We start from the raw sequence: 25,070 nt of genomic DNA on the forward strand, positions 1-25,070 counted from the left end.
GGAGCGAGCTAAGTGCGACGGACAACGCGCTATCCTGTTTCAGGAGAAAATTCGTTATGGAATGTGTATAAAACAGTATCTTTTTGGAAGGTAATGAAAAACTTTATTATTATCCAAATTGCGCGTTACACGCCATTTTTATCCGTAAAAAATTGGTTGTACCGCACTTTTTTACGGATGAAAGTAGGAAAGAAAACATCATTTGCGCTTATGGTAATGCCGGATATTATGTTCCCAGAAAAGATAACTGTGGGAGAGAATTCGATTATTGGCTATAACACAACGCTTTTAGCACATGAATATTTAATTCGTGAATATCGACTTGGCGAAATCGTCATTGGAAATGAAGTAATGATTGGAGCGAATGTAACAATATTACCAGGTGTGAAAATTGGAGACGGTGCGACTGTCTCAGCTGGCACACTTGTTCATAGAGATGTACCGAGCGGTGCTTTCGTAGGTGGAAATCCAATGCGTATTATTTATACGAAAGAGCAAATGACCGCAAGAGAAGGTTCATGGTGAAAATGTAACATTTCTCCTCTTTTTTTATGAATAAAAAGGAAATAATTGAGTATAATATACTGTTTTGTTTTTTACGGAATCGTTTATACTTATAGATAGAAGAATGTGTGAACGAAGAAAACAAAAAACTGGAGGATATATGGGGAAAAATCAAAGGATATATAAGGAGAACGGACAAGTTATCTCTTTTAATCAATTAGCGGACTTCTTTTATAAAAAAGGGATGAGAGCTTACAAAGGACAAAAATTGCAAGATGCAATTAAATATTTTCGAAGAGCGGCACAAAGTGAGAAGGAGCCGTTTATTTTATGTCAATTAGCATCAGTATTATCTGAGGCTGGTGAATATCAAGAATCGAATCAAATCTTCTTAAAGTTAGTTAGATCTAATCCAGAACTTGAACAGTGCTATTATTTTATTGCAAATAATTATGCATATATGGGGTTATTTCAACAGGCTAAGAAATATGCAGATCGTTATTTAGAAGTTGCAAAAGAGAAGGAATTCGTAGAAGATACATTAGAACTTCTTGAGATTATGGAAGAAGAAGCAATGGGTGCGGAAGAGATTGAAGATGAAGATGATTTAATTGTTATGCAGGAAGAAGCGAATCGCTATATTCGTAATGGACAATTGGAAGAAGCAATTGCTACATTAGAAATTGTTACGAAAGATTATCCGGAATTTTGGTCAGGTCATAATAATTTAGCCATTGCACATTTTCAATCTGGTAATGTAGACAAAGCACTGAAGTTAACAGAAATGATTTTAGAGAAAAACCCTGGTAATATACATGCGCTTTGTAATACGCTTATTTTTCTATATTCAATTGGAGAGCATAAACAAGTAGAGGCATTAGCGGGACAGCTAGTTTCGGTATATCCGATTTCATTTGAACATCGTTTGAAACTGGGAACTACACTCGCAACAATTGGTTATTTCGAGCATGCATATAAGTGGTTCAAACTATTAAAGCGTCAAGGATATGAGGGAGACGTTAGTTTTTATTATTGGTTTGCATATTCTGCGTATATGGTGAAAGACCAGCAACTAGCTGAAAAAATGTGGCAATATGTCGTGGAATTACATCCTGATAAAAAGGGAAAAGAACCGTGGAATGCGCTGAATTTAGCAGATGAAGGGCAAAACGTGTTATTTGAAGAATTACGAAAATCATTTCAGCAAAGTGCGACGCTAGAAGAACAAATGCTAGCTTTATATTTAATGAATGAATTGTCAACGCCGGAGAAGGTTGGATTCTTCTTTGATATAACGCAAGCGAAGAACGGTGTTCCCATCGTATCGCAACTTGCAAAGTACTTCTTTTTACTTAATAGTCATAAGAGTATTCCAGCTGATTTACAGCAATTTGAGCAGTGCGCGAGAATTGCGGATGCATTATACAATTATACGAAAAAAGATGATGAATTAATTGAAGAGTGTTTACACTTTTGGTTTTGTACGTTCATACGTTTATATACATCTGGAGACATATTTACAAATGTGTACGGCTGGTCAGCTGCGATTGAATACATTGTACGCGGCGAACAAGGAAATAAAATGACACAGTCGGAGCTTGGAGATGTATATAATGTATCTGTAGCGACTGTCCGAAAGTATGTGCAAGCTGTTAAGCGTACGCACACATAAGATAAGCAAATCATTGGGAAAAAAATGATGCTAACAGTATAATGAGGGTAACTTAATTGTGTAGGAATGGATAGGAGTGAATAGTGTGTCAGAAGAAAAAATTTATGATGTCGTTATTATTGGTGCAGGACCAGCTGGTATGACAGCTGCAGTATATACATCTCGTGCAAATTTAAGCACATTAATGCTTGAGCGTGGTATTCCAGGTGGCCAAATGGCAAACACGGAAGATGTAGAAAACTACCCAGGTTATGAGTCTATTTTAGGACCAGATTTATCAAATAAAATGTTTGAGCATGCGAAGAAATTTGGTGCTGAATATGCATACGGTGATGTGAAAGAAGTCATCGATGGTAAAGAATACAAAACAATTATTGCTGGTAAAAAAGAATATAAAGCACGTGCAATTATCGTTGCAAGCGGTGCAGAGTATAAAAAAATTGGTGTACCGGGTGAAACAGAACTTGGCGGCCGCGGTGTATCATATTGTGCAGTATGTGACGGAGCATTCTTTAAAGGAAAAGAGCTTATCGTAATTGGTGGCGGAGATTCTGCTGTTGAAGAGGGTGTGTTCTTAACACGCTTCGCATCAAAAGTAACGATCGTTCACCGTCGTGACACGCTTCGTGCACAGAAAATTTTACAAGACCGTGCTTTCCAAAACGAAAAAGTAGATTTCATTTGGAATCACACTATAAAAGAAATCAACGAAGCAAGTGGTAAAGTAGGAAGTGTAACACTTGTGGACGTAAATAGTGGAGAAGAGAAAGAAGTCAAAACTGACGGCGTATTCGTATACATCGGTATGTTACCTTTATCAAAACCATTTGTTGAACTAGGTATTACAAATGAAAATGGTTACCTTGAAACGAACGAGCGTATGGAAACGAAAATCCCTGGTATTTTCGCAGCTGGTGATGTTCGTGAAAAAATGCTTCGTCAAATTGTAACTGCAACAGGTGACGGTAGTATTGCAGCGCAAAGTGCACAACATTACGTAGAAGAATTATTAGAGGAATTAAAAACTGTATCAGAAAAATAAGGGATAATATACCTTTTGAGAAGAAAGCTACCGACAGGAGCTTTCTTCTTTTTTTGTGTGAAAATGTCAAAGTTTTGTCAAAAAATATAAGGATTATAAGCTTTCTTATTGATATACTGGACTTTACGGAAAAAATCACTATAAGAAATGAGGAATTTATTCAGTATGGAATGGCGTAATATATATCGTGGATTTTGTATGGGCGTTAGTGATTTAATTCCTGGTGTGAGCGGCGGTACAATCGCTGTTGTGTTAGGGATTTATGAACAATTGCTTGCGGAAATTAGTGGATTCTTTAGTCGTGAATGGAAAAAACATTTAGGATTTTTAATTCCCCTTGCAGCTGGTGTGGCAGCTGCATTTTTAACGTTAAGTCACGTTATTAAATATTTACTTGCAAATCATTATGAACCGACTCAATTTTTCTTCCTCGGTTTAATTATTAGTATATTACCGATGTTAATGAGGGAAGCTGATGCAAAGTCGTCGTTTAAAGGTAAGCACATCGTTTTATTAATAGTTGCAGCAATTCTTGTTGCGATTACAGCTTTCTTTAAACCAGATAAGGCAGCAGATCCGATTACGACGTTAACAATTTTAAATGCAATTGGTTTATTTTTCGCAGGATGGATGGCTAGTATGGCCATGCTGCTTCCTGGGATTAGTGGATCGTTTATTTTATTAATTATTGGTGTGTATCCAACAGCAATTAACGCTTTAACTACACTTAACTTACCTTTAATCGTGGTTATCGGTGCTGGTGTTATGGTTGGATTTGTTGTAAGTAGTAAAGGTATTAGTTTTTTATTAGATCGTTATAAAAGTATGACATTTGCGGCAATTATTGGACTTGTAATCGGTTCGATTGTAATTGTATTCCCAGGGATTCCGACTGGTGGATTTTCAATTATAAGTTCAATCATTACCTTTATTTTAGGATTTGCGATTGTTACTTATTTCGGTAAGAAATAAGGGCTTTAATCCCCTTGGCGATAAAAATCGTTAAGGGGATTTTTCATGCTATTCATTAAAAGTATAAGCATTTACATTGCTTGTTATAGAAAGCTTTTTAAAATTGCTGAGTAGCATATGCTTAGCGAAAGAGGACTGGCTCCTTCGTTGTAGCAAACTGTTTTTGATAGTATAATGAAAGAAGTATGCAGTGAGGAATTTTACTGCAAGTAGCTGAGGTGAAGAAACATGCAAAGAGTGACAAACTGTGTGTTAATTAGAGATAATGAAGTACTCTTACTCCAAAAACCTCGCCGAAATTGGTGGGTTGCACCAGGCGGGAAAATGGAGCGTGGTGAGACTGTAAGAGATTCCGTTGTTCGCGAATATCGCGAAGAAACAGGTATTTATTTGAAAAATCCAGCGTTAAAGGGGGTCTTCACCTTTGTCATCCAAGAAGGTGATAAAGTTGTTTCTGAATGGATGATGTTCTCCTTTTTAGCGACAGATTTTGCAGGAGAAAACAAACTAGAGAGCGAAGAAGGCATCATTGGTTGGCATACATTTGATAAAATTGATGATTTAGCAATGGCGCCAGGAGATTATCACATTATTGATTATTTAATTAAAGGAAATGGCATAATCTACGGTACATTTGTATATACCCCAGATTTTGAGTTGCTTTCATATCGATTAGATCCGAGTTAAACCGTCAAGGAGAGGATACGATGACAGAGAATAATGATATAAAAATGGTAATTATTACAGGGATGTCTGGAGCTGGAAAAACAGTAGCTTTACAAAGTTTTGAAGATTTAGGATATTTTTGTGTAGATAATTTACCACCGATGTTATTGCCAAAGTTTATTGAGCTTATGGCGGATTCAAAAGGGAAAATGAATAAAGTGGCACTTGGTATTGATTTACGTGGCCGCGAGTTTTTCGAACATTTATGGGGAGCACTTGATGATTTATCAGAACGTACATGGATTATTCCTCATATTTTATTTTTAGATGCGAAAGATAGTACGCTTGTAACTCGTTATAAAGAAACGAGACGTTCGCATCCACTTGCACCAACTGGTTTGCCATTAAAGGGAATCGAAGCAGAGCGCAATTTATTAACAGATATGAAGGCACGAGCGAATATTGTGCTTGATACATCGGATTTAAAACCAAAAGAATTACGTGAAAAAATTGTTCACTTGTTCTCAACAGAAACTGAGCAAGCATTTCGTGTAAATGTTATGTCATTTGGATTTAAGTACGGTATTCCAATTGATGCAGATTTAGTATTTGATGTTCGTTTTTTACCAAATCCATATTACATTCCACACATGAAGCCATTAACAGGACTAGATGAAGAAGTTTCTTCGTATGTACTGAAATTTAATGAGACACATAAGTTTTTAGAGAAGTTGACGGATCTGATTACTTTCATGCTGCCTCATTATAAAAGAGAAGGCAAAAGTCAACTTGTAATTGCAATTGGATGTACAGGTGGACAGCATCGTTCTGTTACGCTTACAGAATACCTTGGGAAACATTTGAAACCAGAGTATAGTGTTCATGTATCTCATCGTGATGTGGAGAAGAGAAAGGGCCATTAAGGGATGAAAAAAGAGAGAAAGCCTAAAATTGTCATCATGGGAGGCGGAACTGGACTCTCTGTTTTATTAAGAGGATTAAAGCAATATCCTGTTGATATTACAGCAGTTGTTACAATCGCTGATGATGGTGGTAGTTCGGGTAGATTACGTGATGAGCTAGAAATTCCACCTCCAGGTGACATCCGTAACGTACTTGTTGCGTTATCGGATGTAGAGCCACTGGTGGAAGCTTTATTTCAGCACCGTTTCACAACAGGAGACGGACTGAAAGGTCATGCGTTAGGAAATCTATTGTTGGCAGGTATGACCTCGATTACAGGCGACTTTTTCCATGCAATTACAGAAACAAGTAAAGTATTAAATGTCAGAGGACGTGTATTACCAGCAGCGAATCAAAGTGCGGTACTTCATGCGGAACTTGAAGATGGAGAAATTGTAACAGGTGAATCAAAGATTCCTTATTACGGAAAGAAGATTAATCGCGTCTTTTTGACTCCAGAAGATGTAGAGCCATTGCATGAAACGTTGGCTGAGATTAAACGAGCTGATTTACTTGTTTTCGGCCCAGGAAGTTTGTATACGAGTATATTACCCAATTTAGTTGTTAACAAAATTGGAGACGCTGTTCTTGCTGCAAAGGCGAAGAAGGTATATGTATGTAACGTTATGACACAAGCGGGTGAAACGATGGGATATACTGCTTTTGATCATGTGCAGGCGTTACACGATCATTTAGGGCAACCATTTATCAATACTGCAATTGTAAATAACCGTGAGATTCCTTGTGAATTACGTAAGTTATATGATGAAGAAATGTCTACACCAGTTGTAGTGGATGAAGAACGTTTTGTTGAAAATAATATTGATGTTATTCAAGAGGGATTAGCGAAGTATGATGATCATGTTGTAAGGCATGATACGTTAAAGTTAGCTTCGATTTTATATTCATTGTTATAAATATGCGTTGCCTCGTTTGAGGTAGCGCTCCTCATTCATATAGGACAAGAATTTTGTTCCGCAATAATCGTATAAGGAGGTGTTGACTGTGTCATTTGCATCAGAAACAAAGAAAGAGTTGACGAATCTTGAGATGAAGGAATGCTGTGAGAAAGCAGAATTATCAGCGCTACTTCGAATGAACGGGTCGCTTTCTTTTTCAAACCGTCGTCTATCTATCGATATTCAAACGGAAAATGCGGCAATTGCAAGAAGGATTTATACGCTTTTGAAAAAAGGATATGACGTGACGGTAGAATTGCTTGTTCGTAAAAAAATGCGCTTGAAGAAAAATAATGTATATATTGTGCGGCTTGTTGAGAAGTCTCGTGAAATATTAGCTGATCTTCATATCGTTCGAGATGACTTTTCATTTATTCGAAATATATCACAAGAATTGATTGAGAAGAAATGTTGTAAACGATCGTATTTACGCGGAGCATTTTTAGCAGGTGGTTCAGTAAATAACCCAGAAACATCATCTTATCATTTAGAAATCTTTTCGTTATATAAGGAACATAATGATGCTATATGTGAACTGATGAACGGATTTGATTTAAATAGTAAGACGCTGGAGAGAAGAAAAGGGTACATTACGTATTTGAAAGAAGCAGAAAAAATTACAGAGTTTTTAAATATTATAGGTGCTCATAATGCACTTTTAAGATTTGAAGATATTCGAATCGTACGTGATATGCGTAATTCTGTAAATCGTTTAGTGAACTGCGAAACAGCTAATTTAAATAAAACAATTGGTGCAGCACTAAGGCAGATTGAAAATATTCGTTACATTGATGAGACAGTTGGTCTTGATATATTGCCGGATAAACTACAAGAGATTGCACAATTACGAAGAGATTATCAAGATGTAACATTGAAAGAGTTAGGTGAGATGGTATCCGGGGGGAAGATTAGTAAGTCGGGTATTAATCATCGTTTGCGTAAAATCGATGAAATTGCAGAGAAATTACGCGCGGGGGAAACGGTAGCAAAAAAATAAGAGGTTAAAGGGGAAATGGAGCTGTGGTTCAAAAAAGAGTTCAGGTTTCATTAAAAAACGGTTTACAAGCACGTCCGGCTGCGTTGTTTGTACAAGAGGCAAATCGCTTTCATGCAGATATCTTCATCGAGAAAGATGGAAAGACAGTAAATGCAAAGAGCATAATGGGGATTATGAGCTTAGCAATTGGAACTGGAAGCATGATAACAATTACAACAGAAGGTTCAGATGCAGAAGAGGCTTTAGAAGCATTAGCTGCATATGTACAATAAAAAGCTATCGCGTATATGCGATAGCTTTTTTGTTTTGTTGTCTGTACGAATTAGCGGGGAGGGGTATTTAAGGAGAATGTGCTTGTCGAGGATTGTCGGTAAGTCGATAAGTGGTGTCGAAACGTCGATATATTAAAATAATCGCCGATATAATCGGAGTTACGGTCGATATATTTGAAAAATCGCTGATATATTTAGGTAAATACCAGGGTGGGTATCCAGACGGAGGTGCATGATAATAAAAAAGCGCCCTGTAATAGGGCGCTTTTTTATGTATCTAGCTTCAGCGGCTAGAATCTCCGGTTGTTTCGCCCCTTCATTCGAGGCAAAAAGCGCCTCGGAATCAGGTGCTCCATCGCCCTGCGATTCTAAACGAGCCGCTTTCGCTTTAAATTAATTAACGATTTGTAAAGATTTTATCGATTAAACCGTATTCTAAAGCTTTTTCTGCTGTCATGAAGTTGTCGCGGTCTGTGTCGCGTTGTAGTACTTCAAGTGGTTGACCAGTGCGGTCAGCAAGAATTTGGTTTAGTTTTTCACGTAAGAATAGGATACGTTTTGCAGCGATTTCGATTTCAGTCGCTTGACCTTGTGCTCCGCCAAGTGGTTGGTGAATCATTACTTCACTGTTTGGAAGTGCATAACGTTTTCCTTTTTCACCTGCTGCAAGTAAGAATGCACCCATAGATGCTGCCATACCGATACAGATTGTTGATACTTGTGGCTTAATAAACTGCATTGTATCATAGATTGCCATACCTGCTGTGATAGAACCACCAGGGCTGTTGATGTAGATGTGAATATCTTTTTCTGGATCTTGAGATTCCAAGAATAAAAGCTGGGAAACGATTGAGTTAGCTACGTTGTCATCAATTGCACTACCAAGCATAATGATGCGGTCTTTTAATAGTCGAGAGTAAATATCGTAAGCGCGTTCTCCACGATTTGTTTGTTCAATTACTGTAGGAATTAAATTCATCTGTTATTTCCTCCTTATAAAGCTTTCTTAGTCTTATAATACAATTATGGTCAATAAAGGTCAAACGAAACCACTTTAAATCAAAAAAATATGTAGTTGTACCATGAAATATTCGCTATGTTTTCGAAATTCCCTGCTTATGTATCTTCAACATCATAACCGAATTACATAAATTTAAACGTTATGAAAACTGGAGAAAAAAGAAAAGAACGCCTTTTAACTGAAGCGTTCTTTCGATAATTAGTCTTTTAAAAGATAGGTTACTTTATTTAAAATCTTTTCGATTTGTTTCGCGTTTTTACTATACATTTCGCTTGCTGATTTCGACTTTGTTTCTAGGGAAAATAGTTCAAGATCAGCATGACATTTTTTTAAAGATGCTAATAATAAAGGTTTGTTTTGAGGAGAAGGCATTTGGAGTTTGTCATTGTAAATGTCGATAGTAAGTTGTCCGTATGAATCCACTTGACCGAGGAAGACATTTTCAATAACAACACCGAGTTTTTCTAATTCTGAATGTAGCCAAGCGCGGTTATGTCCGCTTGCTGAAAGAGGTTCATCTAGTACATTTCCATCCATAATAACAGTTTGTGGTTCTTTCTCGTTTGGTACTTTTAAACCGATATCTTTTGCTGTAAGTGGCTGGGAATCTTTCTTTAATAATACATTTAATTCTCCGCTCGGTTCTAAGACAGCAAATTCGACTTCAGCTACGCTGAACGCACTTTTTCCACGGAGAAGTTCCAGTAATTCGTCACTCGTATATTTTTCTTTCTTTAAGTTATCTTCGAGTATCTTTCCGTCTTTTATTAATACGGTAGATTTCCCTTCAAAGAAGTCCCGAGCTGTTTTGTTCTTTAAAGAGAGGATTCCTGTTAAAAAAGGTACCACAGCGAAAATGAGTATCGCAAAGACGCCGTGAAAAAATTTTGAATCGAGCCCTGTAGATACTTGGGCAGCGATGTCACCAATCGTCATTCCGGCTATGTATTCAAAAAAGGAAAGCTGAGAGATTTGTCTTTTGCCTAACCATTTCGTAATAGCGAATAAAATAATTAATATGAATACAGAGCGAAGAATGACAAGTGTCCATTCCGGCAGGTGAGACATAGTCGTTTCCTCCAGTCTACTTAAAACCCTTTATATTGAGGTTCTTCACGTTCTAATACTGAAATTCTATCCTTTAAATCAGCGATGACGCTGTCCATTTCTAACATACATTCATGAAATACGCGTTTTGATTCTTCGTCTTGTGAATTTAATGAAAGGGAGCTTAAACTTGCTTGAGCGCCCCTTACACTAGCAAGGCAAGTTTTTACGCTAGCGATAACAGTCATATAAACACCTCTTATCCTTTCGGTTTGAATAACAATGCTCCAATGAAGCCGAAAATAATAGCCGCTGATACACCGGCGCTCGTTACTTTAAACATGCCGGTAATAACGCCAACGATGCCATGTTTTGCAGCTTCTTCCATTGCGCCATGAACGAGGGCATTACCAAAGCTTGTAATAGGTACAGTTGCCCCGGCTCCAGCGAAATCAATTAATGGCTCATACAAATTAAATCCATCTAATATAGCTCCAGCAACAACGAGTGTTGCCATTGTATGAGCAGGTGTTAGTTTGCCGACATCAAACATAAGTTGGCCGATTACACATATAAGTCCGCCAATGACGAAAGCCCAGAAAAAAATCATTGCGTTGCACCTCCAAATTCAATCGAAACGGCGTGAGCGATACACGGAATCGTTTCTTCTTGTTGGAATGTAAGTGGAGATAGTAAAGCGCCTGTCGCAACGACAAGTATTTTTTTGAACTCTCCTCTTTTCATTCGGTTTAATAAATGACCGTATACGACTGTTGCGGAACATCCAGGTCCGCTAGCACCAGCTATGACAGGTTGTCCTTCTCTATAAATGATAATTCCGCAATCTTGAAATTGTTCGCTCGTTACTTTCGTTCCGTGTTTATGTAGTAAGTCATAAGCAATTTCGCGTCCTACATGTCCGAGATCGCCTGTTACGATTAAATCGTAGTAAGAGGCATCAATTTGACGTTCACGTAAATGGGCTTCAATTGTATCAACTGCAGCTGGAGCCATTGCGCCTCCCATATTAAACGGATCCGTTAATCCCATATCAACCACTCGGCCGATTGTTGCAGAGGTTACTCTTGGACCGTGTCCAGTATCGCTTAAAATAGCGGCTCCTGCTCCGGTTACTGTCCACTGTGCAGTAGGCGGCTTTTGTCCACCGTATTCGGTAGGGTAGCGGAACTGTTTTTCTACAGCTGTATTATGGCTTGAAGCTCCAGTTAATAAATATTTTGCACCTTTTGCATTTACGATACTTGCCCCAAGTGCTAAACCTTCCATAGAAGTAGAGCAAGCCCCGAATAATCCGAGATAAGGAGTCCCAAGTGTGCGGCAAGCAAAGCTTGTTGGAGTAATTTGATTAATTAAATCTCCTGCGAGTACGAATTGAATATCATCTTTACGAAGCTCTGCTTTTTCAGTAGCGCGACTACAAGCTTCTTCGAATAAAATCTTATGTGCTTTTTCATAGGAATCTTGTCCGAGCCATAAATCTTCATGAAGGATATCGAAGTCTTCTGGGATGTTCCCCTTTGCTTCAAATGGTCCACCGACAACCCCTGTTGAGATAATGACTGGTTTGTTTTCAAATACCCACGTTCGGTGTCCTTGTAACATTTATAGCCCTCCCCATTGAACGAGAATAGTTTTAATAAGCGCGATGACGAAAGCGGAAAATACACCAAATAAAATAACAGAACCAGCTAGTTTAAACATATTGCCACCAACGCCAAGGACAAATCCTTCCGTTCGATGCTCAATACATGCGGCAATAACAGAATTACCAAATCCAGTAACAGGTACAGCTGTACCAGCACCGGCAAACTGTCCAAAACGATCGTATATACCAAATCCAGTTAGTAACATGGAGATGAAAATGAGCGTTGCGACTGTTGGATTGCCTGCTGAGCGTTCAGTGAAATCAAAATATGTGATGTAAAAAGTAGAAATGAGTTGTCCGATGAAGCAAATAAAACCACCGACGAAAAAGGCTTTTATACAATTTTTTAAGACAGGTCGTTTCGGTTCGCGTTCTTGTTCGAATTTTTTATACTCCTGTTGTACAGGGGTTAAGTTTTTATCTTTACTAGACATTGCAATCCTTCCTTTTCTTTTAAAAAGCGTTAAGTGTTAGACTCCATTTTTTTACCAATGAATTTTAATTGTTTATTAATTTCATCTTTAGATACTTCTTTTTCCTTAATTTTTCTTTCGAGTTTTTCGAGTAACATAAAGATTTTTTTATCTGTACTGACACGAACATCGAAAGTAGGGTGCTCATCACTTAGTTGCTTTTGAAGTTTGCTGCGCAACGGCTTTAATCCAAACCTTTCGTGATGCTCAGGTGTAACTGCTATGTAGAGATCTAAATTTGAATTCACTGCTGTGCTTTTTATAATTTCATCCATAGCGAGAGCTCTTTTCTTCGCTCCTTGTGATATAGATTGATTAAAGGATTCCGTACTCGTCTTTGTTAACTTTGGGCCTTTTTCTTTCTCCGTTCGTTTTGCTTCTTCTTTCACTTTTTTATCTAAAGGACTATTATCACATCCGGTAAAAGAGCTAAATAGAAGTGCAAATAATGCGGTTATGAGGCCGAGTTTTCGCATAATTATCATTCCATTTCTATTGCAATATGTAATGTGATAGAAAAAGGATGACTGCATATCATCCTTTTTCTATTTCACAGCAAGATTGATTCGTTATTGCTGTGAGTATTGTGGTTCTTCTTGTTGGACTTCTTCAACACGTGGGTTTAAAGAATCGATAATCGTTTGTGTTTGCTGCGCAGCTGTTTGGAAAAGTTGCTTAGCTTGTTGGTTATCCGTATCAAGAGCGAATCCCTCTAAGCTAGCTTGTGCACTTTTTAATCCAGAAACAGTCTGCTTTAATTTTGTAATTACAGTCATTGAATGAAGCCCCCTTTGGAATATCAATTCAAAGATTATAATTTGTGAGTTGGGGAGAATTTATGATTGGAAAATTTAGGGGTGGAATGGATTTTATATGCTTTTAGCTAAGATGCATAAGGTATTACGGGGATATTTTTATTGATTTAGATGGATTTTATTGCTATTATTATGAGAAGAAAATGAAGTGTTTTCTATAATCATGCGCCCATAGCTCAGTCGGATAGAGCGGTGGTTTCCGGTACCACGTCTGGTATGGATAAGGAAGCTAATCGAGGGTTAGGCGCTATATAAAGCCGTTTGGTATTGTTTTTAACGCTTAACTTGAGCGAGAACAAACCGCAATTGTCCTACGAAGGCATTAGCGAGTTAGTGTCGCATAGTTAGGACATGCTACGGACTGTTAAATGAGAATAATGAAAATATATTTACGGAGAGCTTCCGTCTGAAAAAATTCAGATAGGGGGCTCTTTTTTATTATGTTAAAAAACAGACGAGTTGTAAAAAGACGAAGAGAAATAGTTGATTTTATCGATACTACCGAAGAATTAAGCACAGAAACGGTGATAAGAATTGTTACGCAGGCTTTTCAAGCGGAAGGGTTCAGAAAGCGTACCATCGATGATTACACAAAGCTTTTTCATTATTTTATGCGAGAGTTAAACATCGAAAAGGTTGAGATTATTACCGCGAAGCACGTGCAAATGTATATTAATAAATTACTTAGTCGGGAATTAGCTCCCGCTACTATAAATATTCGCATATCAGCATTGAAATCGGTTTTTAAGCGACTACATGAACAGGGATATATCAAAAGTAATCCTGCAGTGGACTTCGTGAAATTGCGTACTGATGAGGCACCGATCTTTACGCTAAATAATAATCAAATCAAGCGTCTCTTTCGTGTTGTAGATAAGACTACCTACGCAGGTTATAGAGATTACTGTGCTATGTTGCTTATGTTACATTGTGGTCTACGTGTGAATGAGGTTAATCAGTTAGAAGCTAATGATTTAGATTTTGATAACCTTACGATTATGTTATCAGGGGCTAAGAATAAGAATCGAAAAACTAGAGCCGTTCCTATGACAAAGAAAATTGCGGAAGAGCTACGAATGCTTATCGATGAAAGTCGGGAGTATTTCGAAGGCACTACAAATGTTTTTCTTACGCAAGATGGAAATTCGATAGATAATGATTTGTTGCGTAAGCGTATGTATCGCTATGGGCAGTTAGCGGGGCTTTCAAAAGAATGCCGTCCATCACCGCATAGTTTGCGTCATACTTTTGCTACGAACTTTTTGCGAAATGGTGGAAGTGTTAACGCACTAATGCGAATTATGGGGCATGCGGACATTACAACAACTATGCGATATGTTCGTTTAAACGACGAAGCAGTAAAAGAACAATACGAGAAAGTAGCCGCCAAGAACGACTACGGAGTATAACAACGAAAAAAGCCTCCAACCGCCATTGGAGACTCAAAACTATACATATCGAAACTAAATAACGGACAAGCCGTATCAGTCCGACCATCTACTTTGCATTCTATCGAAAAAATTCGAAGATTGCAAGGCGTCTTTAGTAATGTCTTTTTTAGGTACTGATGCGGTAAGTCAAAAAGCGGAAGCCGTACCGCTTAAAAAACGTAAAAGGTGAGCGAGAGCCGACGCAAATAAATCAGCGCTATACAACCAACATGTATCCCCTTCCGCATGCGTATAGGCTAGGTGATTGCGACCATTAACGGCAAGGAGTGGCAATACGTTGTTCTAAGGAACAGGGTGTATTATCGGGCTTAATCGTAAGATTGGGCGCATATTGGGACGTATGGATATGAGATAGTGTGTGCGAAAGTGCAGGGACGGAAGGGGCGTTACTACGATACACTACAAGCGATCCGACGCTAGTAAAACGCCTTACCCCTTATTTGCATAGATACTACGAAATTATGACAAAGTTTAAACGCTTTGTTATTTTTTATCGATGCGAATAGGGGTGAAAACTGCGCCCAACTCAACCTAGCTTCGCTCACCTCGGCTAGTCGCCGTCCACCGATTGTCAATAGCGTAAATTCGATATTGAACGCCACTAGCGGAAGTGAGTTGAATATCGGAGGGTACAGGTGCTATAAGAGGTGGAAGACTTACATATGGAAAGCAGACTTAATATAAGACAATACGCAAATAAAGGCGAAGACATAAGCGCAACATTAAATAGAATAGCGATACTGGCTAAAGAAGAAGTGGAAGATTATTACACTGGAATATGTGATAATAAGTATGTAGAAAAAATCGAAGCTCATTACATACCGTTGATTGAACGCTTAGCTAAAAATAATTGGTATAAGACAAATAACGAGGTACACTTTATCGATGATTGTTTTCGTAGGATAAGATATGCGATTAGAACTTTTGATATAAATAAGGGCGATTTCGATAAGAGGGTTAAGTGTTTTATTTATCAGGCTTTACGTAAATATTGTGGAGAAAGAGGAAAAAGAAGAACGGTACTAACACTTATAAGTGATATAAACGTACTTGAAACGCTAGAGGTTTGTGCAGAAAATGCGGAAGAGAAAGCGATCTGCAATATAATGACTACCCGAGATACTTACGCAAAGCTATATGAAAACATATGCAAGAAGAAAATAGATTTTATTGTACTAGATACTATGATACATACGGCAGAGAATTACAATAGGGTTACAGAAGCCGAAATCTCTAGAGTATTATCGAAAAAGACGGGGCGATCATTTGATTCCGCTAGAAGTACGGTGAGAGGATTTAAGCAGAGAATCCGAAAAAGAAATATTAGAAAGGAAGATAGGGCGTGAAGGATAGAAAGAAAGAGAAAAATACAAGGGTGAATCTGTTAATAGTTGCATTTGTATTGCTGGTTGTTACAAAGATAATTGGAAACGTCATTATAGGTGGGGTAGCAGTATTGTTTGCGATGGCTGTAGTCGCATCGGTTATTACTGCGAGAATAGGGGGCTTTATGCGGAAGAAGAAAGAAGAAGAAGAAGAAGAAGAAGAAGAAGAGGACATATAAAGATTTGGAAAAGATGGAGGAATTATGCTATGAGGAACAAGCGTAAAGAGAGATATTTAATTATATTCGCATTTTTATTTATGTGCGCAGCGAAGGCATTCGGAAACCTATATGTAGCAGCATTCGGTGTTGTATTTGGATTATCGGTAGGTTTGGCATGTGTTACTGAGATGGTTGGCGATTTTATACGCAGGAGGAAAGGAGAAGGAGACGCCTGATGAATTGATTTAATAAAGATTGTGGTGAATACATAAAGGGTAATATCGAAGTATGTTACGTATGGGAATTTGAGTGTCCTTTTTGAAATCTACTATTAATATATAACAAATTAACATAGGTTGATTGATATGCATTAAAATACACGGGGGAATTACTATGAAGCCATTGAAGAAAGTAGTTTTATTAGGTGTGGCGACAATGTCAATCTTTAGTGCTTGCTCTACGAAAGAAAAAGCGGATTATGAGCCATATAAGAAACAAGAATCTGTTGAAACTGCGCAAGGAGAAGAGGAAACATCCAATCCGTCTAAGGTCGAGAGGATTGAAGATGAACCTACGAAGGATGAGAAACCGCAACAAGTGGAGGAATCCACGAAGGAAGATGCGGAGATTAACGACAGACGTCCATATTATAAAGATGCAAATAACGACGCGCCAACCGTATCACTAGAACAGTATGACGGCATCAAGGTCGGAATGTCTGCGAATAAAGTCAAGGAGATAGCGGGAATGCCTAGATTCATCGAGAAATATAAGTCGTTCTCTATCTACGGATATTTAGGGCGTGGTGGAGAAGGCACGATGACTATAACGTTTAATCCTGATGGTAGTGTAACGAAGAAAGAGCAAGATGGTCTTAGAAATACTCAAGTTAATGAAAATAGTTCAACTGGTAATGGTGACCGTAATTCTAAACCTGCTACGAAATCTAGTACTAAAATTCCGAACGATTACTGCGGACATGGGCACGATGAAACGAAGGAACCAGAGCATGACTGCGATAAGATTATTGATGAAGAGGCACACCGAAGACATCTAGAGCAACAGGAAAGAGAATATGAAGAACAGCAACGTAAGGAAGCGAAAAAATACCAAGATGAAATGACTGAAGAGGATAAGGCGAGAATCTTACGTCAAGAAAAACGTTGGAATACGCCTAGCGGTGGTATTGGTGCTACTTGGCAAGATGAATTAAAAGAAATAGAAGAGAAGGAAGCGCAAGAGAATGCACAACAATAGCACATTACAACGGGCGGTGGGAACTGATTTTTTGTGACTGGCGGAATAAAAGGGGGATGTATAATGGACGTAATTTCAAAATGGACTAATCATCATATGAGCATTAGGGGAAGAAAAAATTTGGTTTCCTCTGATGAAATGTGGAGTGAAAAGTTTATAGATTTACAAAATAATAAAGGTAATTTAGAAATTGTTAAATCAAATACTTTGCTATTCAGGGTTCATAATGGTGGGAATGATGAGCCAGATTATGATGATTATGATGATCGGGGAGAAAATCAAAACGAGGAGTATGCGTATAATTATAATAACTGGCTAGATGAGAATAATGTTGAGCGTATTCGTTTTGATAATCATTGGGTATCATTTACAAAAAGTGTAGATGTTATCGGTTCAAATTATTTTGGTGAAAATGGACGCAGAGGATTTGTTATAGTGATTTCTTCTGATAAGGCAATTGATATTTCTTCTTTGAGAACTAGAGGATTCGATGAGCAAGAAGTTGTTGCTCCAATGGATAGAAAAACACTAAGAGAAATATTGAATTTCAAAGACTTCATAAAGAAGTATGGTACTGGAAATTCTGATTATGAAAAAAGCGAAAAATACCAAGACGAAATAAAGGGAATGGAGATTCAGAAATAAAATAACGTAGCCGACGCAAAAGAACGCATAATAGCAAAGGCAAAGGCAAAGGCAAAGGCAAAGGCAAAGGCAAAGGCAAAGGCAAAGGCAAAGGCAAAGGCAAAGGCAAAGGCAAAGGCAAAGGCAAAGGCATTTGCGTCGGTATATGTGTAGCGAGAGTATTGCGCATGTGCAACGCCAGTTGTTGTTAAGTTGTTGTTAATTGAGCGTTTTGTATTGAAATGTTGCTTAGAGCAACGTTATAATAGGAATATGGATGCATTGGCAGTGCATTGTAAAAGCAGAGGCTAAAGCAAAAGTATTGCAAACGCAAACGTAAAAAGCAGACGCTTAAATGTATACAAAAGCCAGAGCGTTTTATAATATGCAGAATATTTACTGGCATTTAAGGAATACTATATAAAGAAAAAAGTCTCTCAAGTGCTACCAACACTGAAAGACTTTAGATAAAAATATTACTTCTTTCCTTTGCTCATGTTAATCATTCCCATAACAACCATGAGTAAAGAGCAAACCGCAGTAACGGTGATTGCATCCATATGTATTCACCACCTTACGAAGCTTGTCGTACTACCAATACGACGGGCTTTTTTCGTATATTCGTATTATAACCCAACTTGGTTATAGATTCCAAAAGTTATTTTCTATACAAAAAACTAAATCTTTATTTTGAAACTAATAGGAACAAGCCTAAAGTAATCATGAACTACTATGCTTTGAGGTATGCGAAATTGTATAATAATTTCCTAACACTTCTAAGCGAAGCGGTACGCATTAATTTGCGCCCACTTCGTTTTTTTGTTTTATTGTTTAGTAATGTATCTCGCCATTCTTTCTATAAATTACCAATAATTAGGCGATATGCAAAAGCTGCTTTTTACTTTCTCATTTTTTCTTTTCTTGTCAAAATATCTTGTTTATAAAATAATTTATCGCGAGTTGTCTCTTTAATCGGTGTTATTTTCCCCTCTTTTACCAATTTGTTTAAATACTGTCTAGAACACCCGAGAATATCTAATGCTTCCGATGAATTTAAAATTTCATCTTGTATAAATTTTGTTAGTTGTTCTTTTGTTTCAAATTTAAACATTCTTCTTCTCCTTTATATACAGGATAATTATATTAACCAACATTAAAAATACAGCTATTCCAGTAAAAATAATGTAGATATAACTCCCCGTATCTAGATTGTTATAATCAAGGGTTGTTAAAACAAAAATTAAAAATATAGCAACAGGGACATTTGTCCAGATGAATTTTTTCATAATTAGTATGAATGTGTTATAATCTTAGGTATAGGAGAGGCTTCTCTCTCCCTGTGGTTACTTTGAGTCGTCTTCTTGGTGGGAGCGACTCTTTTCTCTTTAACCTTGTAGTATATGTATCTACACTGTTTTCACTTAGTAATGATAACTGGCTCAAGGCTACTATTACAGCACCTAAGACTATCCACAAATTCATGCTTTCACCTCCATTTCCTTATAACCTTATTATACAATATAGTTGATATGAGGCAATTGATTCGTATGCTTTTTCCTTAAGTTGATTAAAAACGCAAGTAGCGAAAATCTATTTCTCTTAAAAGAATACTAAATAAATGATAAAAGGGTGCTAGGTTGATTAGTCTATTTACTATTTTCCACCTTTCCCGCATTTGTTTCGTACCTCTGTTTATTTATATTTCATACTGTATAAATCGAATGTTAATATTAATGTAAACTCGTGTAATATTTCCGATGAAACGGCGAATCCCTTGCGAGAGTAAGGTTTACGTTGGTTACGTCTAGTGAAGATAGTTACAACCGTTTACGTATATACGACCTCATAGGGATTGGTACACTTCGCTACATTTCGGTAGTTATCGCTAGTGATTTATGATAGATTGCGTATAGTGAGCGTTTTACATCAATACATATGTGTAGTACTTTGTGTAGATTTGTAGTTATAGCTATACATCAGCAGAAGCTGATTGTGGAGGTCTATTCGAAATTTCAAGGGGTGAAGAAGTCAGCACATAATAAAAAGACACCGACCTATTCTGTCGATGCTTCTTGCTGGTCACGTTGCTTTCTAGCGAATCGTTGTAGCGTACTCATGCTAATACCCGTTGCTTCCGATAGCTGGCGGAATGAGTAGCCCATTTTCTCTTTCATACGCATAGCTTCGACTAGTTTTTTATCTGAATGCGACTTCGGGCGACCTTCCTTGTAATTCGGATTCTGTCTAGCTACTATTTTACCTTCTTGTGTTCTTTCTAAGATTAGGTTGCGCTCCATTTCTGCGACTGCTAATAACGTTTGTAAGAAGAATCGCCCCATTGTCGTATCTTCTAGTAGTCCTACGTTGAGAACGTGAACCCTTATACCTCTTTTGAATAGCGCTTCAATTATCTCGATACCTTCCTTTGTATTACGTGCAAGGCGATCTAGCTTCGTTACTGTCAGTGTATCTCCTTCGCTTAATACTGTGAGTACCTTCGATAGTTCGGGGCGATCTGTAGTCGTTCCCGTGAACTTTTCCGAATAAATGACATCGCATCCTTCTACTTTTAACGTTTGTAGTTGTGATTCTAAATCTTGAGTTACCGTTGAGACACGAGCGTATCCATATTTCATAATTAATCCGTCCTTTCTGCGCCATCACTTTTGACATAGAGTTACGACATAATAAGATGATGCTATATTACTACACTTTAAAATCTGTGTCAAATCTCGAGAGTTATGACATAAATATGATGACATTGCACCAATTACCCACGGACTTATAAGAATAGAAATACCCCGCTATATGTTTTATATTTTCACAAGTCTGCACATCATTCGACCAATAGCCCGCATCATATTACCAAACCATCGATACATAATTGCAATACCCCGACGCATTTAACCCGTCATACCATACCGCCACAATGCGCACCATATAGGCTCATATAGGCGCTTCTATCTGCGTATGTCGTAAGTATTCTAAGTAATTAACGACTCGTTCGCGAAGTCCTAGACGTTGCTAAATGATGACCTATTCCGTAATACACCACGCCAATACCATCGGCACACCACACGATACCACGGCGGTATGATACGATACCACAACGCAATGATGTGATAAGGCAATGGCGTGAAGAGTTACGTTGTGTTTGCGCGAAGAACTTCGATTGAATTATTCTGCTGAGAACTTTCGTGGAGAAGGACTTCGAAACTCAAGGGGTTGAAAAAGAATGCGACGAAAACTTTATGCAATCTTTTATTCATCTTCTTCGAATCGAATGCGAAAGAAGAATGCTTTCAAATCAACGTTTCTTTTAATGCATAAAACTTTTATCGAAATGAATGTTCGTCGAAAGTGCGAAGAAAGTTATTAAATCAACGTTTCAAAACAACTTCCGAAAGTAACACAAAGTCCTTCTGTTGCATTCGTTATTCATTCGATTGAATATCGCATTCACCAAGCCGACATCCCATTCCCCGAAATCTCACAACCCCCAAGCCCACCGTCAACACCCCCTGAAGCAAGCCCCTACAAAAAGTACCCGCAATTTTTGAACTGAGGGCGTTGTTCTTGACGCAATCACTTACGAAATCCTTCCGCATATCTATTAACAATATTACGCAATGTATTGGTGTTTATATATACGAAGGGACAAACAATCTTATTAACGGACGTAGCGTCCTTATTATATTGTAACTGACGCATTGCGTTAGATTACTATCACTGGTGACGGCTTCCCCACCGTCCCTCTTTCTTCTATATAAAGAGTATCGGCGCTTCGCTTCGAGTGTTCGCACTGCTCTCACTATCAACTATATTACTGCGTTATTTATTAAAGAGATTATCGCATTCTACAAATAATACTGGGAGCGCTAGCGAGTAGTGATGGAGCGCAATCTTTCTATTTGTGCGTAGTCATAATTAGTTATCAGTCGTTGTTATGTAGTTGATGCGTAAAAATAAACATACCCAAGATATACAATAATAAGAAGGGATTCAGACCTATAAACAGCGAAATCCCTTGTGGGAGTAAGAGTGAAGTCACTTTTGTACATTGCACATTTTGGGCATGATTTGAGTATTTTGTTGCACATTTTGGGCATCTGTTTACACCAGCCTATAGTGTATATCTGATTGCTTATGAATAAAAAGTAGCATATTTTGTGTAATTTCCACACGATATACAAAAAACACTCCTTTGGACGGGTTAATAAGTGTAAGGGATTAAACATCTTTTATAAACCACCACAAAGGAGAATGGACAATATGGACTTAAATAACTTAGGAAATCAACTAATAACAACGGACGGCGAAATTATCGATATAGAGTCGTTAAAAGTAGCGTTAATCAACGGTGTGATTAAAGCACAGAACCGCCAAAAGGACGGTTATAAAAAGGCGTTACGAAAAAAGAAAACACGAGATGGACGTGCATTCGCGAAGGTAGCGAGAGCGATCTCAGAGCAAAACGATGACCTGAAGGGCGCAGATTTAGGCGTACTACTCGATTTAATGCAACATATCTATTATGAGCGTGGCGGATTATTAATGAATAGTAGCTGTCGTGGAAGGCGTGAACTCGACCCGATGACGATTAAAGATATTATGAACGTTACGGGGAAAAGTCGCAGGGGTATCGACCAAATTATCGCTAGACTAGAAGAGAAAGACATCGTAATTGTCGATAGAACTAATAAGACTGCGAAATATTATCTAAACGAAAAATACATCGCTTGCGGAAAAGGCGACATGGAGGATGATTATGTAATGGTATATAAAACGCACACGAAACGAATCATGGACAGATTAGCGGACGCAGAAAAAGGAATCATATTTAAACTATTACCGTACATTCATATGGAATCCTGCCTACTCGTTGAAAATCCAAGTGAGCGTGACTTAACGAAGATTGAGCCATTAACTATGAGCCGTATCGCAGAAGTTACGGGATTAAGTAGGAAATCAATCACGAATCGCTTAAAAACAATGATTAATGCGGGGGCTATCGCACGAATCGAATGTAGCAGAACTGCTTACTCAATTAACCCACGTGTAGCATGTCGAATCCCTAGTGAAGACGTACCAAGTGATATTATGATGCAATTCGATATCTTAGAATCTAAAGTTCAAAACTAATAATGCGGAGGGCTTAACGGCTCTCCTATTATTTAAAATAAATTAAAGAACTTTGCGTTAGGTATGCAAATAAATGGCTGTTAGCCACCGATACAGTATGAAGGGGTAAAAATACTTTATCTAAACTTAAAACATATAAAATACATGGTTTTTATATTACTAACTTAACTTTGCTCTGTGTTCACCTGCACTGAGCTGATTCATAGGGGGACAGGTATGTCAATCCTGTCTCCGCCTCCATTTTAATTTGGAACCATATCAAGTATATGGTAGTAATATCAATCGATTAAATATAAGGAGTTGATAGAAAGTGAGCGAAACAGCTAAACGAGCAAATGCGAATAGGATACGTCTCATCAGAAAAATCCTTGGTATGACTCAAAAGGAGTTCGCAAAGCAATTCGGAGTACAACCACTTGCAGTAACTCGGTGGGAAACTGCGAAGCAGGTCCCTAACGGTTACCGAATGCGTAAAATGGAACAATTAATCGGTAGTAATAACTTATATAAGCTAGACATTCTTATTAGGGATATAGCGACAAAAGGTGCAAGACAGGCGGTATCATCAGAAATTAAAAAGCTGAAACAGGAGGGGAGCGATCAAAATGACGAAGTCAACGAACGTAAATCGACCGATTCTAGTAACGAATATTCATAAATTACACGGTAAAGAGTTTCTAGTTTCGTATGTCTATGATTTTGGTAAACAAGTAGCTGAATTCGTAGTGCCAGTCGATGAAGTGCGTCATTTACCAACACAATTCCGAGAGTACGTACATAAGAACTGCAAGGCGCATAATCCAGCGTTTGATTTATTAACCTGCACCGAAGAAATATTCAAAATGTGTATCAATGAAACGGATGTCTCACAATTCTTCAAACATAAGTCGGAAGTGAGCGAAACATTCCGCACAATGGAACATCCGAAAGTTACTAATGCGTTATGTAGTATTTACGAATTAGTACCCCCTGAAGAAATACCAAAGAAGAAAGTATCTAAAGCAGAGAAATTCTTCATTAAAGTATTAAACAAAGTAGCGGAAACACTTAATAAACTGACTAAATTAATCAAAGGAGATGTTGAGTAAAATGGAACTAATGCGTTGGGATGGGAAAACTAGATGGCTATCGAAGAACACTAAGGAGAATGAGTTTGACGCGAAATACAAAAAGGCTGTAGCAGAAGCCAAAGAATCCGTGAAAAAAGCGACCGAGAATTACGAAGCTATCTTATTGAAAGAGTTTGCAGGTGATGATGTAGTTGCTGATAAAAAGAAAGCGTTGGTGTCCATTGAAAAGGCGAATAAGATACTAAAGATCGCCGAAGACGAATTAAAAAAAGCAGAGGAATATTCGTCAGTAAATCTAAGGGATAACATGACTATCGATGAGTTAGCGGATAGTTGGTGGCAATATAGAGCTGAAGTTCGTGCGACACAATTAGCGCCGATTATTGAACGGCAAAGAAACGCATTGAAAGAGTTTTATGAATCCCTAATAGAGTATGAGAAATTCGCAGATAAATATGAAGAAGACCACAAGTGGGCTAGTGACTTAACGCGTAGAATTAGAGGGGAGAAGGGCTATTATTCCCTAGGCAGGATAACAGATAGGCGCGATATTATATATCCTTCTGACAAAGAGTTAGAACTAGCACGAGTACAGAGACGTGTACCAACTAGATTACTAAAAGGAGATGAATAATATGAACTCAATGAATCTAAATGAAATGAGAGCAGATATTCTTAATAAGTTACGAAATGGTGTGGAATTAACACAAGGAGACATGACAAGCGCAAGCCGTGTTGCATCAAGTAGTGGGCATATTAACGATAAGGTTACATATGTAACGGTTAAAAATACGTTACAGTCTCAATTAAAGAAAAGGGGTAAGTAAGGTAAGTACGATTTAAACAAATAAAGAACAGCGATTAGGACGTTATCCGCAGAGGGTAGCGTCTTTTTGTTGCATTTAAACAAT

General features: G+C 37.8%; 31 protein-coding genes. 21 read left to right on the top strand and 10 right to left on the bottom strand.

From position 1 onward, the window contains the following. The first annotated feature begins 12 nt into the window (after window positions 1-12). The 9 genes from AU379_RS19120 to AU379_RS19160 all read left to right on the top strand — a co-directional run bounded on the left by AU379_RS19120 (window position 13) and on the right by AU379_RS19160 (window position 8,047). Entirely contained in the window at window positions 13-525 is a 513-nt protein-coding gene (locus AU379_RS19120) for a DapH/DapD/GlmU-related protein (RefSeq protein WP_001255070.1), read from the top strand. Window positions 526-664: 139 nt separating this feature from the next. Beyond that, on the top strand, window positions 665-2,176 hold the full coding sequence (locus AU379_RS19125) for a tetratricopeptide repeat protein (RefSeq protein ID WP_000517720.1): 1,512 nt from the start codon (window positions 665-667) through the stop codon (window positions 2,174-2,176). An 85-nt stretch (window positions 2,177-2,261) separates the two neighbouring features. Then, window positions 2,262-3,218 carry a thioredoxin-disulfide reductase gene (gene trxB, locus AU379_RS19130; RefSeq protein WP_001288078.1) on the top strand — a complete coding sequence of 319 codons (957 nt, stop codon included), beginning with the start codon at window positions 2,262-2,264 and terminating at the stop codon, window positions 3,216-3,218. 165 nt (window positions 3,219-3,383) lie between these two features. Next, window positions 3,384-4,190 (top strand): DUF368 domain-containing protein, encoded by an 807-nt coding sequence (locus tag AU379_RS19135; RefSeq protein ID WP_061139632.1) that lies wholly within the window; start codon window positions 3,384-3,386, stop codon window positions 4,188-4,190. A 228-nt stretch (window positions 4,191-4,418) separates the two neighbouring features. Further along, window positions 4,419-4,877 (top strand): 8-oxo-dGTP diphosphatase, encoded by a 459-nt coding sequence (locus AU379_RS19140; RefSeq protein WP_001190080.1) that lies wholly within the window; start codon window positions 4,419-4,421, stop codon window positions 4,875-4,877. 20 nt (window positions 4,878-4,897) lie between these two features. After that, window positions 4,898-5,779 carry an RNase adapter RapZ gene (gene rapZ, locus AU379_RS19145; protein ID WP_000138459.1) on the top strand — a complete coding sequence of 294 codons (882 nt, stop codon included), beginning with the start codon at window positions 4,898-4,900 and terminating at the stop codon, window positions 5,777-5,779. A 3-nt stretch (window positions 5,780-5,782) separates the two neighbouring features. Next, window positions 5,783-6,736 (top strand): YvcK family protein, encoded by a 954-nt coding sequence (locus AU379_RS19150; protein WP_000712186.1) that lies wholly within the window; start codon window positions 5,783-5,785, stop codon window positions 6,734-6,736. A gap of 88 nt (window positions 6,737-6,824) precedes the next feature. After that, a complete protein-coding gene (gene whiA, locus AU379_RS19155; protein WP_000006560.1) occupies window positions 6,825-7,775 on the top strand; it encodes a DNA-binding protein WhiA in 951 nt (316 codons plus the stop codon). A 23-nt stretch (window positions 7,776-7,798) separates the two neighbouring features. Further along, the gene (locus tag AU379_RS19160) at window positions 7,799-8,047 is read left to right on the top strand and encodes an HPr family phosphocarrier protein (protein WP_000250307.1); all 249 of its coding nucleotides are present in this window, start codon (window positions 7,799-7,801) and stop codon (window positions 8,045-8,047) included. A gap of 397 nt (window positions 8,048-8,444) precedes the next feature. Here the strand turns inward: AU379_RS19160 and clpP are convergent, their stop codons facing one another. The 8 genes from clpP to AU379_RS19205 all read right to left on the bottom strand — a co-directional run bounded on the left by clpP (window position 8,445) and on the right by AU379_RS19205 (window position 13,030). Further along, window positions 8,445-9,026 carry an ATP-dependent Clp endopeptidase proteolytic subunit ClpP gene (gene clpP / locus AU379_RS19170; RefSeq protein WP_001049162.1) on the bottom strand — a complete coding sequence of 194 codons (582 nt, stop codon included), beginning with the start codon at window positions 9,024-9,026 and terminating at the stop codon, window positions 8,445-8,447. Window positions 9,027-9,266: 240 nt separating this feature from the next. Further along, on the bottom strand, window positions 9,267-10,136 hold the full coding sequence (locus tag AU379_RS19175) for a DUF421 domain-containing protein (protein ID WP_000018924.1): 870 nt from the start codon (window positions 10,134-10,136) through the stop codon (window positions 9,267-9,269). Between the two features lie 20 nt (window positions 10,137-10,156). Then, entirely contained in the window at window positions 10,157-10,363 is a 207-nt protein-coding gene (locus tag AU379_RS19180) for a DUF1657 domain-containing protein (protein WP_000215909.1), read from the bottom strand. 11 nt (window positions 10,364-10,374) lie between these two features. Further along, the gene (spoVAE, locus tag AU379_RS19185) at window positions 10,375-10,725 is read right to left on the bottom strand and encodes a stage V sporulation protein AE (protein WP_000575919.1); all 351 of its coding nucleotides are present in this window, start codon (window positions 10,723-10,725) and stop codon (window positions 10,375-10,377) included. After that, entirely contained in the window at window positions 10,722-11,738 is a 1,017-nt protein-coding gene (gene spoVAD / locus AU379_RS19190) for a stage V sporulation protein AD (protein WP_000938972.1), read from the bottom strand. Before spoVAD ends, spoVAE begins: the two co-directional genes overlap by 4 nt. Further along, complete coding sequence (gene spoVAC / locus AU379_RS19195) at window positions 11,739-12,215, bottom strand: stage V sporulation protein AC (protein WP_000095399.1); 477 nt, start codon at window positions 12,213-12,215, stop codon at window positions 11,739-11,741. 29 nt (window positions 12,216-12,244) lie between these two features. After that, window positions 12,245-12,730 carry a YhcN/YlaJ family sporulation lipoprotein gene (locus AU379_RS19200; RefSeq protein ID WP_001228546.1) on the bottom strand — a complete coding sequence of 162 codons (486 nt, stop codon included), beginning with the start codon at window positions 12,728-12,730 and terminating at the stop codon, window positions 12,245-12,247. A gap of 93 nt (window positions 12,731-12,823) precedes the next feature. After that, window positions 12,824-13,030 carry a DUF1657 domain-containing protein gene (locus tag AU379_RS19205; protein ID WP_000216166.1) on the bottom strand — a complete coding sequence of 69 codons (207 nt, stop codon included), beginning with the start codon at window positions 13,028-13,030 and terminating at the stop codon, window positions 12,824-12,826. Window positions 13,031-13,509: 479 nt separating this feature from the next. Here AU379_RS19205 and AU379_RS19210 point away from each other — a divergent pair, with 479 nt between their 5' ends. The 6 genes from AU379_RS19210 (at window position 13,510) to AU379_RS19235 (ending at window position 17,968) form a co-directional block, all read left to right on the top strand. Beyond that, a complete protein-coding gene (locus AU379_RS19210; RefSeq protein ID WP_000916954.1) occupies window positions 13,510-14,478 on the top strand; it encodes a tyrosine-type recombinase/integrase in 969 nt (322 codons plus the stop codon). Between the two features lie 704 nt (window positions 14,479-15,182). Next, the gene (locus tag AU379_RS19215) at window positions 15,183-15,866 is read left to right on the top strand and encodes a hypothetical protein (protein ID WP_000445878.1); all 684 of its coding nucleotides are present in this window, start codon (window positions 15,183-15,185) and stop codon (window positions 15,864-15,866) included. Then, window positions 15,863-16,084, top strand: a complete 222-nt coding sequence (locus AU379_RS19220; RefSeq protein ID WP_061139633.1) for a hypothetical protein — start codon at window positions 15,863-15,865, stop codon at window positions 16,082-16,084. Before AU379_RS19215 ends, AU379_RS19220 begins: the two co-directional genes overlap by 4 nt. 29 nt (window positions 16,085-16,113) lie before the next feature. Next, window positions 16,114-16,302: a hypothetical protein gene (locus tag AU379_RS19225; RefSeq protein ID WP_001244915.1), complete on the top strand. Its 189-nt coding sequence runs from the start codon at window positions 16,114-16,116 to the stop codon at window positions 16,300-16,302. A 157-nt stretch (window positions 16,303-16,459) separates the two neighbouring features. After that, window positions 16,460-17,323: a hypothetical protein gene (locus AU379_RS19230; protein WP_061139634.1), complete on the top strand. Its 864-nt coding sequence runs from the start codon at window positions 16,460-16,462 to the stop codon at window positions 17,321-17,323. A gap of 63 nt (window positions 17,324-17,386) precedes the next feature. Next, window positions 17,387-17,968 carry a hypothetical protein gene (locus AU379_RS19235; RefSeq protein WP_061139635.1) on the top strand — a complete coding sequence of 194 codons (582 nt, stop codon included), beginning with the start codon at window positions 17,387-17,389 and terminating at the stop codon, window positions 17,966-17,968. 877 nt (window positions 17,969-18,845) lie between these two features. On the opposite strand, the gene AU379_RS19240 is transcribed toward AU379_RS19235, so the two are convergent. Both AU379_RS19240 and AU379_RS19250 read right to left on the bottom strand, forming a co-directional pair. Further along, a complete protein-coding gene (locus AU379_RS19240; protein WP_000472089.1) occupies window positions 18,846-19,058 on the bottom strand; it encodes a DNA-binding protein in 213 nt (70 codons plus the stop codon). 943 nt (window positions 19,059-20,001) lie between these two features. Then, window positions 20,002-20,583: a recombinase family protein gene (locus AU379_RS19250; protein WP_000873669.1), complete on the bottom strand. Its 582-nt coding sequence runs from the start codon at window positions 20,581-20,583 to the stop codon at window positions 20,002-20,004. Window positions 20,584-21,182: 599 nt separating this feature from the next. Here AU379_RS19250 and AU379_RS30325 point away from each other — a divergent pair. From AU379_RS30325 to AU379_RS19275, 6 genes are all read left to right on the top strand, one after another. Next, window positions 21,183-21,326: a hypothetical protein gene (locus AU379_RS30325; RefSeq protein ID WP_157462696.1), complete on the top strand. Its 144-nt coding sequence runs from the start codon at window positions 21,183-21,185 to the stop codon at window positions 21,324-21,326. Window positions 21,327-22,219: 893 nt separating this feature from the next. Next, complete coding sequence (locus tag AU379_RS19255) at window positions 22,220-23,089, top strand: hypothetical protein (protein ID WP_232487795.1); 870 nt, start codon at window positions 22,220-22,222, stop codon at window positions 23,087-23,089. A gap of 310 nt (window positions 23,090-23,399) precedes the next feature. Then, window positions 23,400-23,747 (top strand): helix-turn-helix domain-containing protein, encoded by a 348-nt coding sequence (locus AU379_RS19260; RefSeq protein WP_000004753.1) that lies wholly within the window; start codon window positions 23,400-23,402, stop codon window positions 23,745-23,747. After that, the gene (locus tag AU379_RS19265; RefSeq protein ID WP_061139637.1) at window positions 23,695-24,177 is read left to right on the top strand and encodes a hypothetical protein; all 483 of its coding nucleotides are present in this window, start codon (window positions 23,695-23,697) and stop codon (window positions 24,175-24,177) included. The genes AU379_RS19260 and AU379_RS19265 overlap by 53 nt, the downstream gene beginning before the upstream one ends. A 1-nt stretch (window position 24,178) precedes the next feature. After that, complete coding sequence (locus AU379_RS19270) at window positions 24,179-24,793, top strand: hypothetical protein (protein ID WP_061139638.1); 615 nt, start codon at window positions 24,179-24,181, stop codon at window positions 24,791-24,793. A gap of 1 nt (window position 24,794) precedes the next feature. Further along, window positions 24,795-24,986 carry a hypothetical protein gene (locus AU379_RS19275; RefSeq protein ID WP_001087498.1) on the top strand — a complete coding sequence of 64 codons (192 nt, stop codon included), beginning with the start codon at window positions 24,795-24,797 and terminating at the stop codon, window positions 24,984-24,986. The last annotated feature ends 84 nt before the right edge of the window (window positions 24,987-25,070 follow it).

Source organism: Bacillus sp. JH7 (genome assembly GCF_001563515.1).
Taxonomy (GTDB): domain Bacteria; phylum Bacillota; class Bacilli; order Bacillales; family Bacillaceae_G; genus Bacillus_A; species Bacillus_A cereus.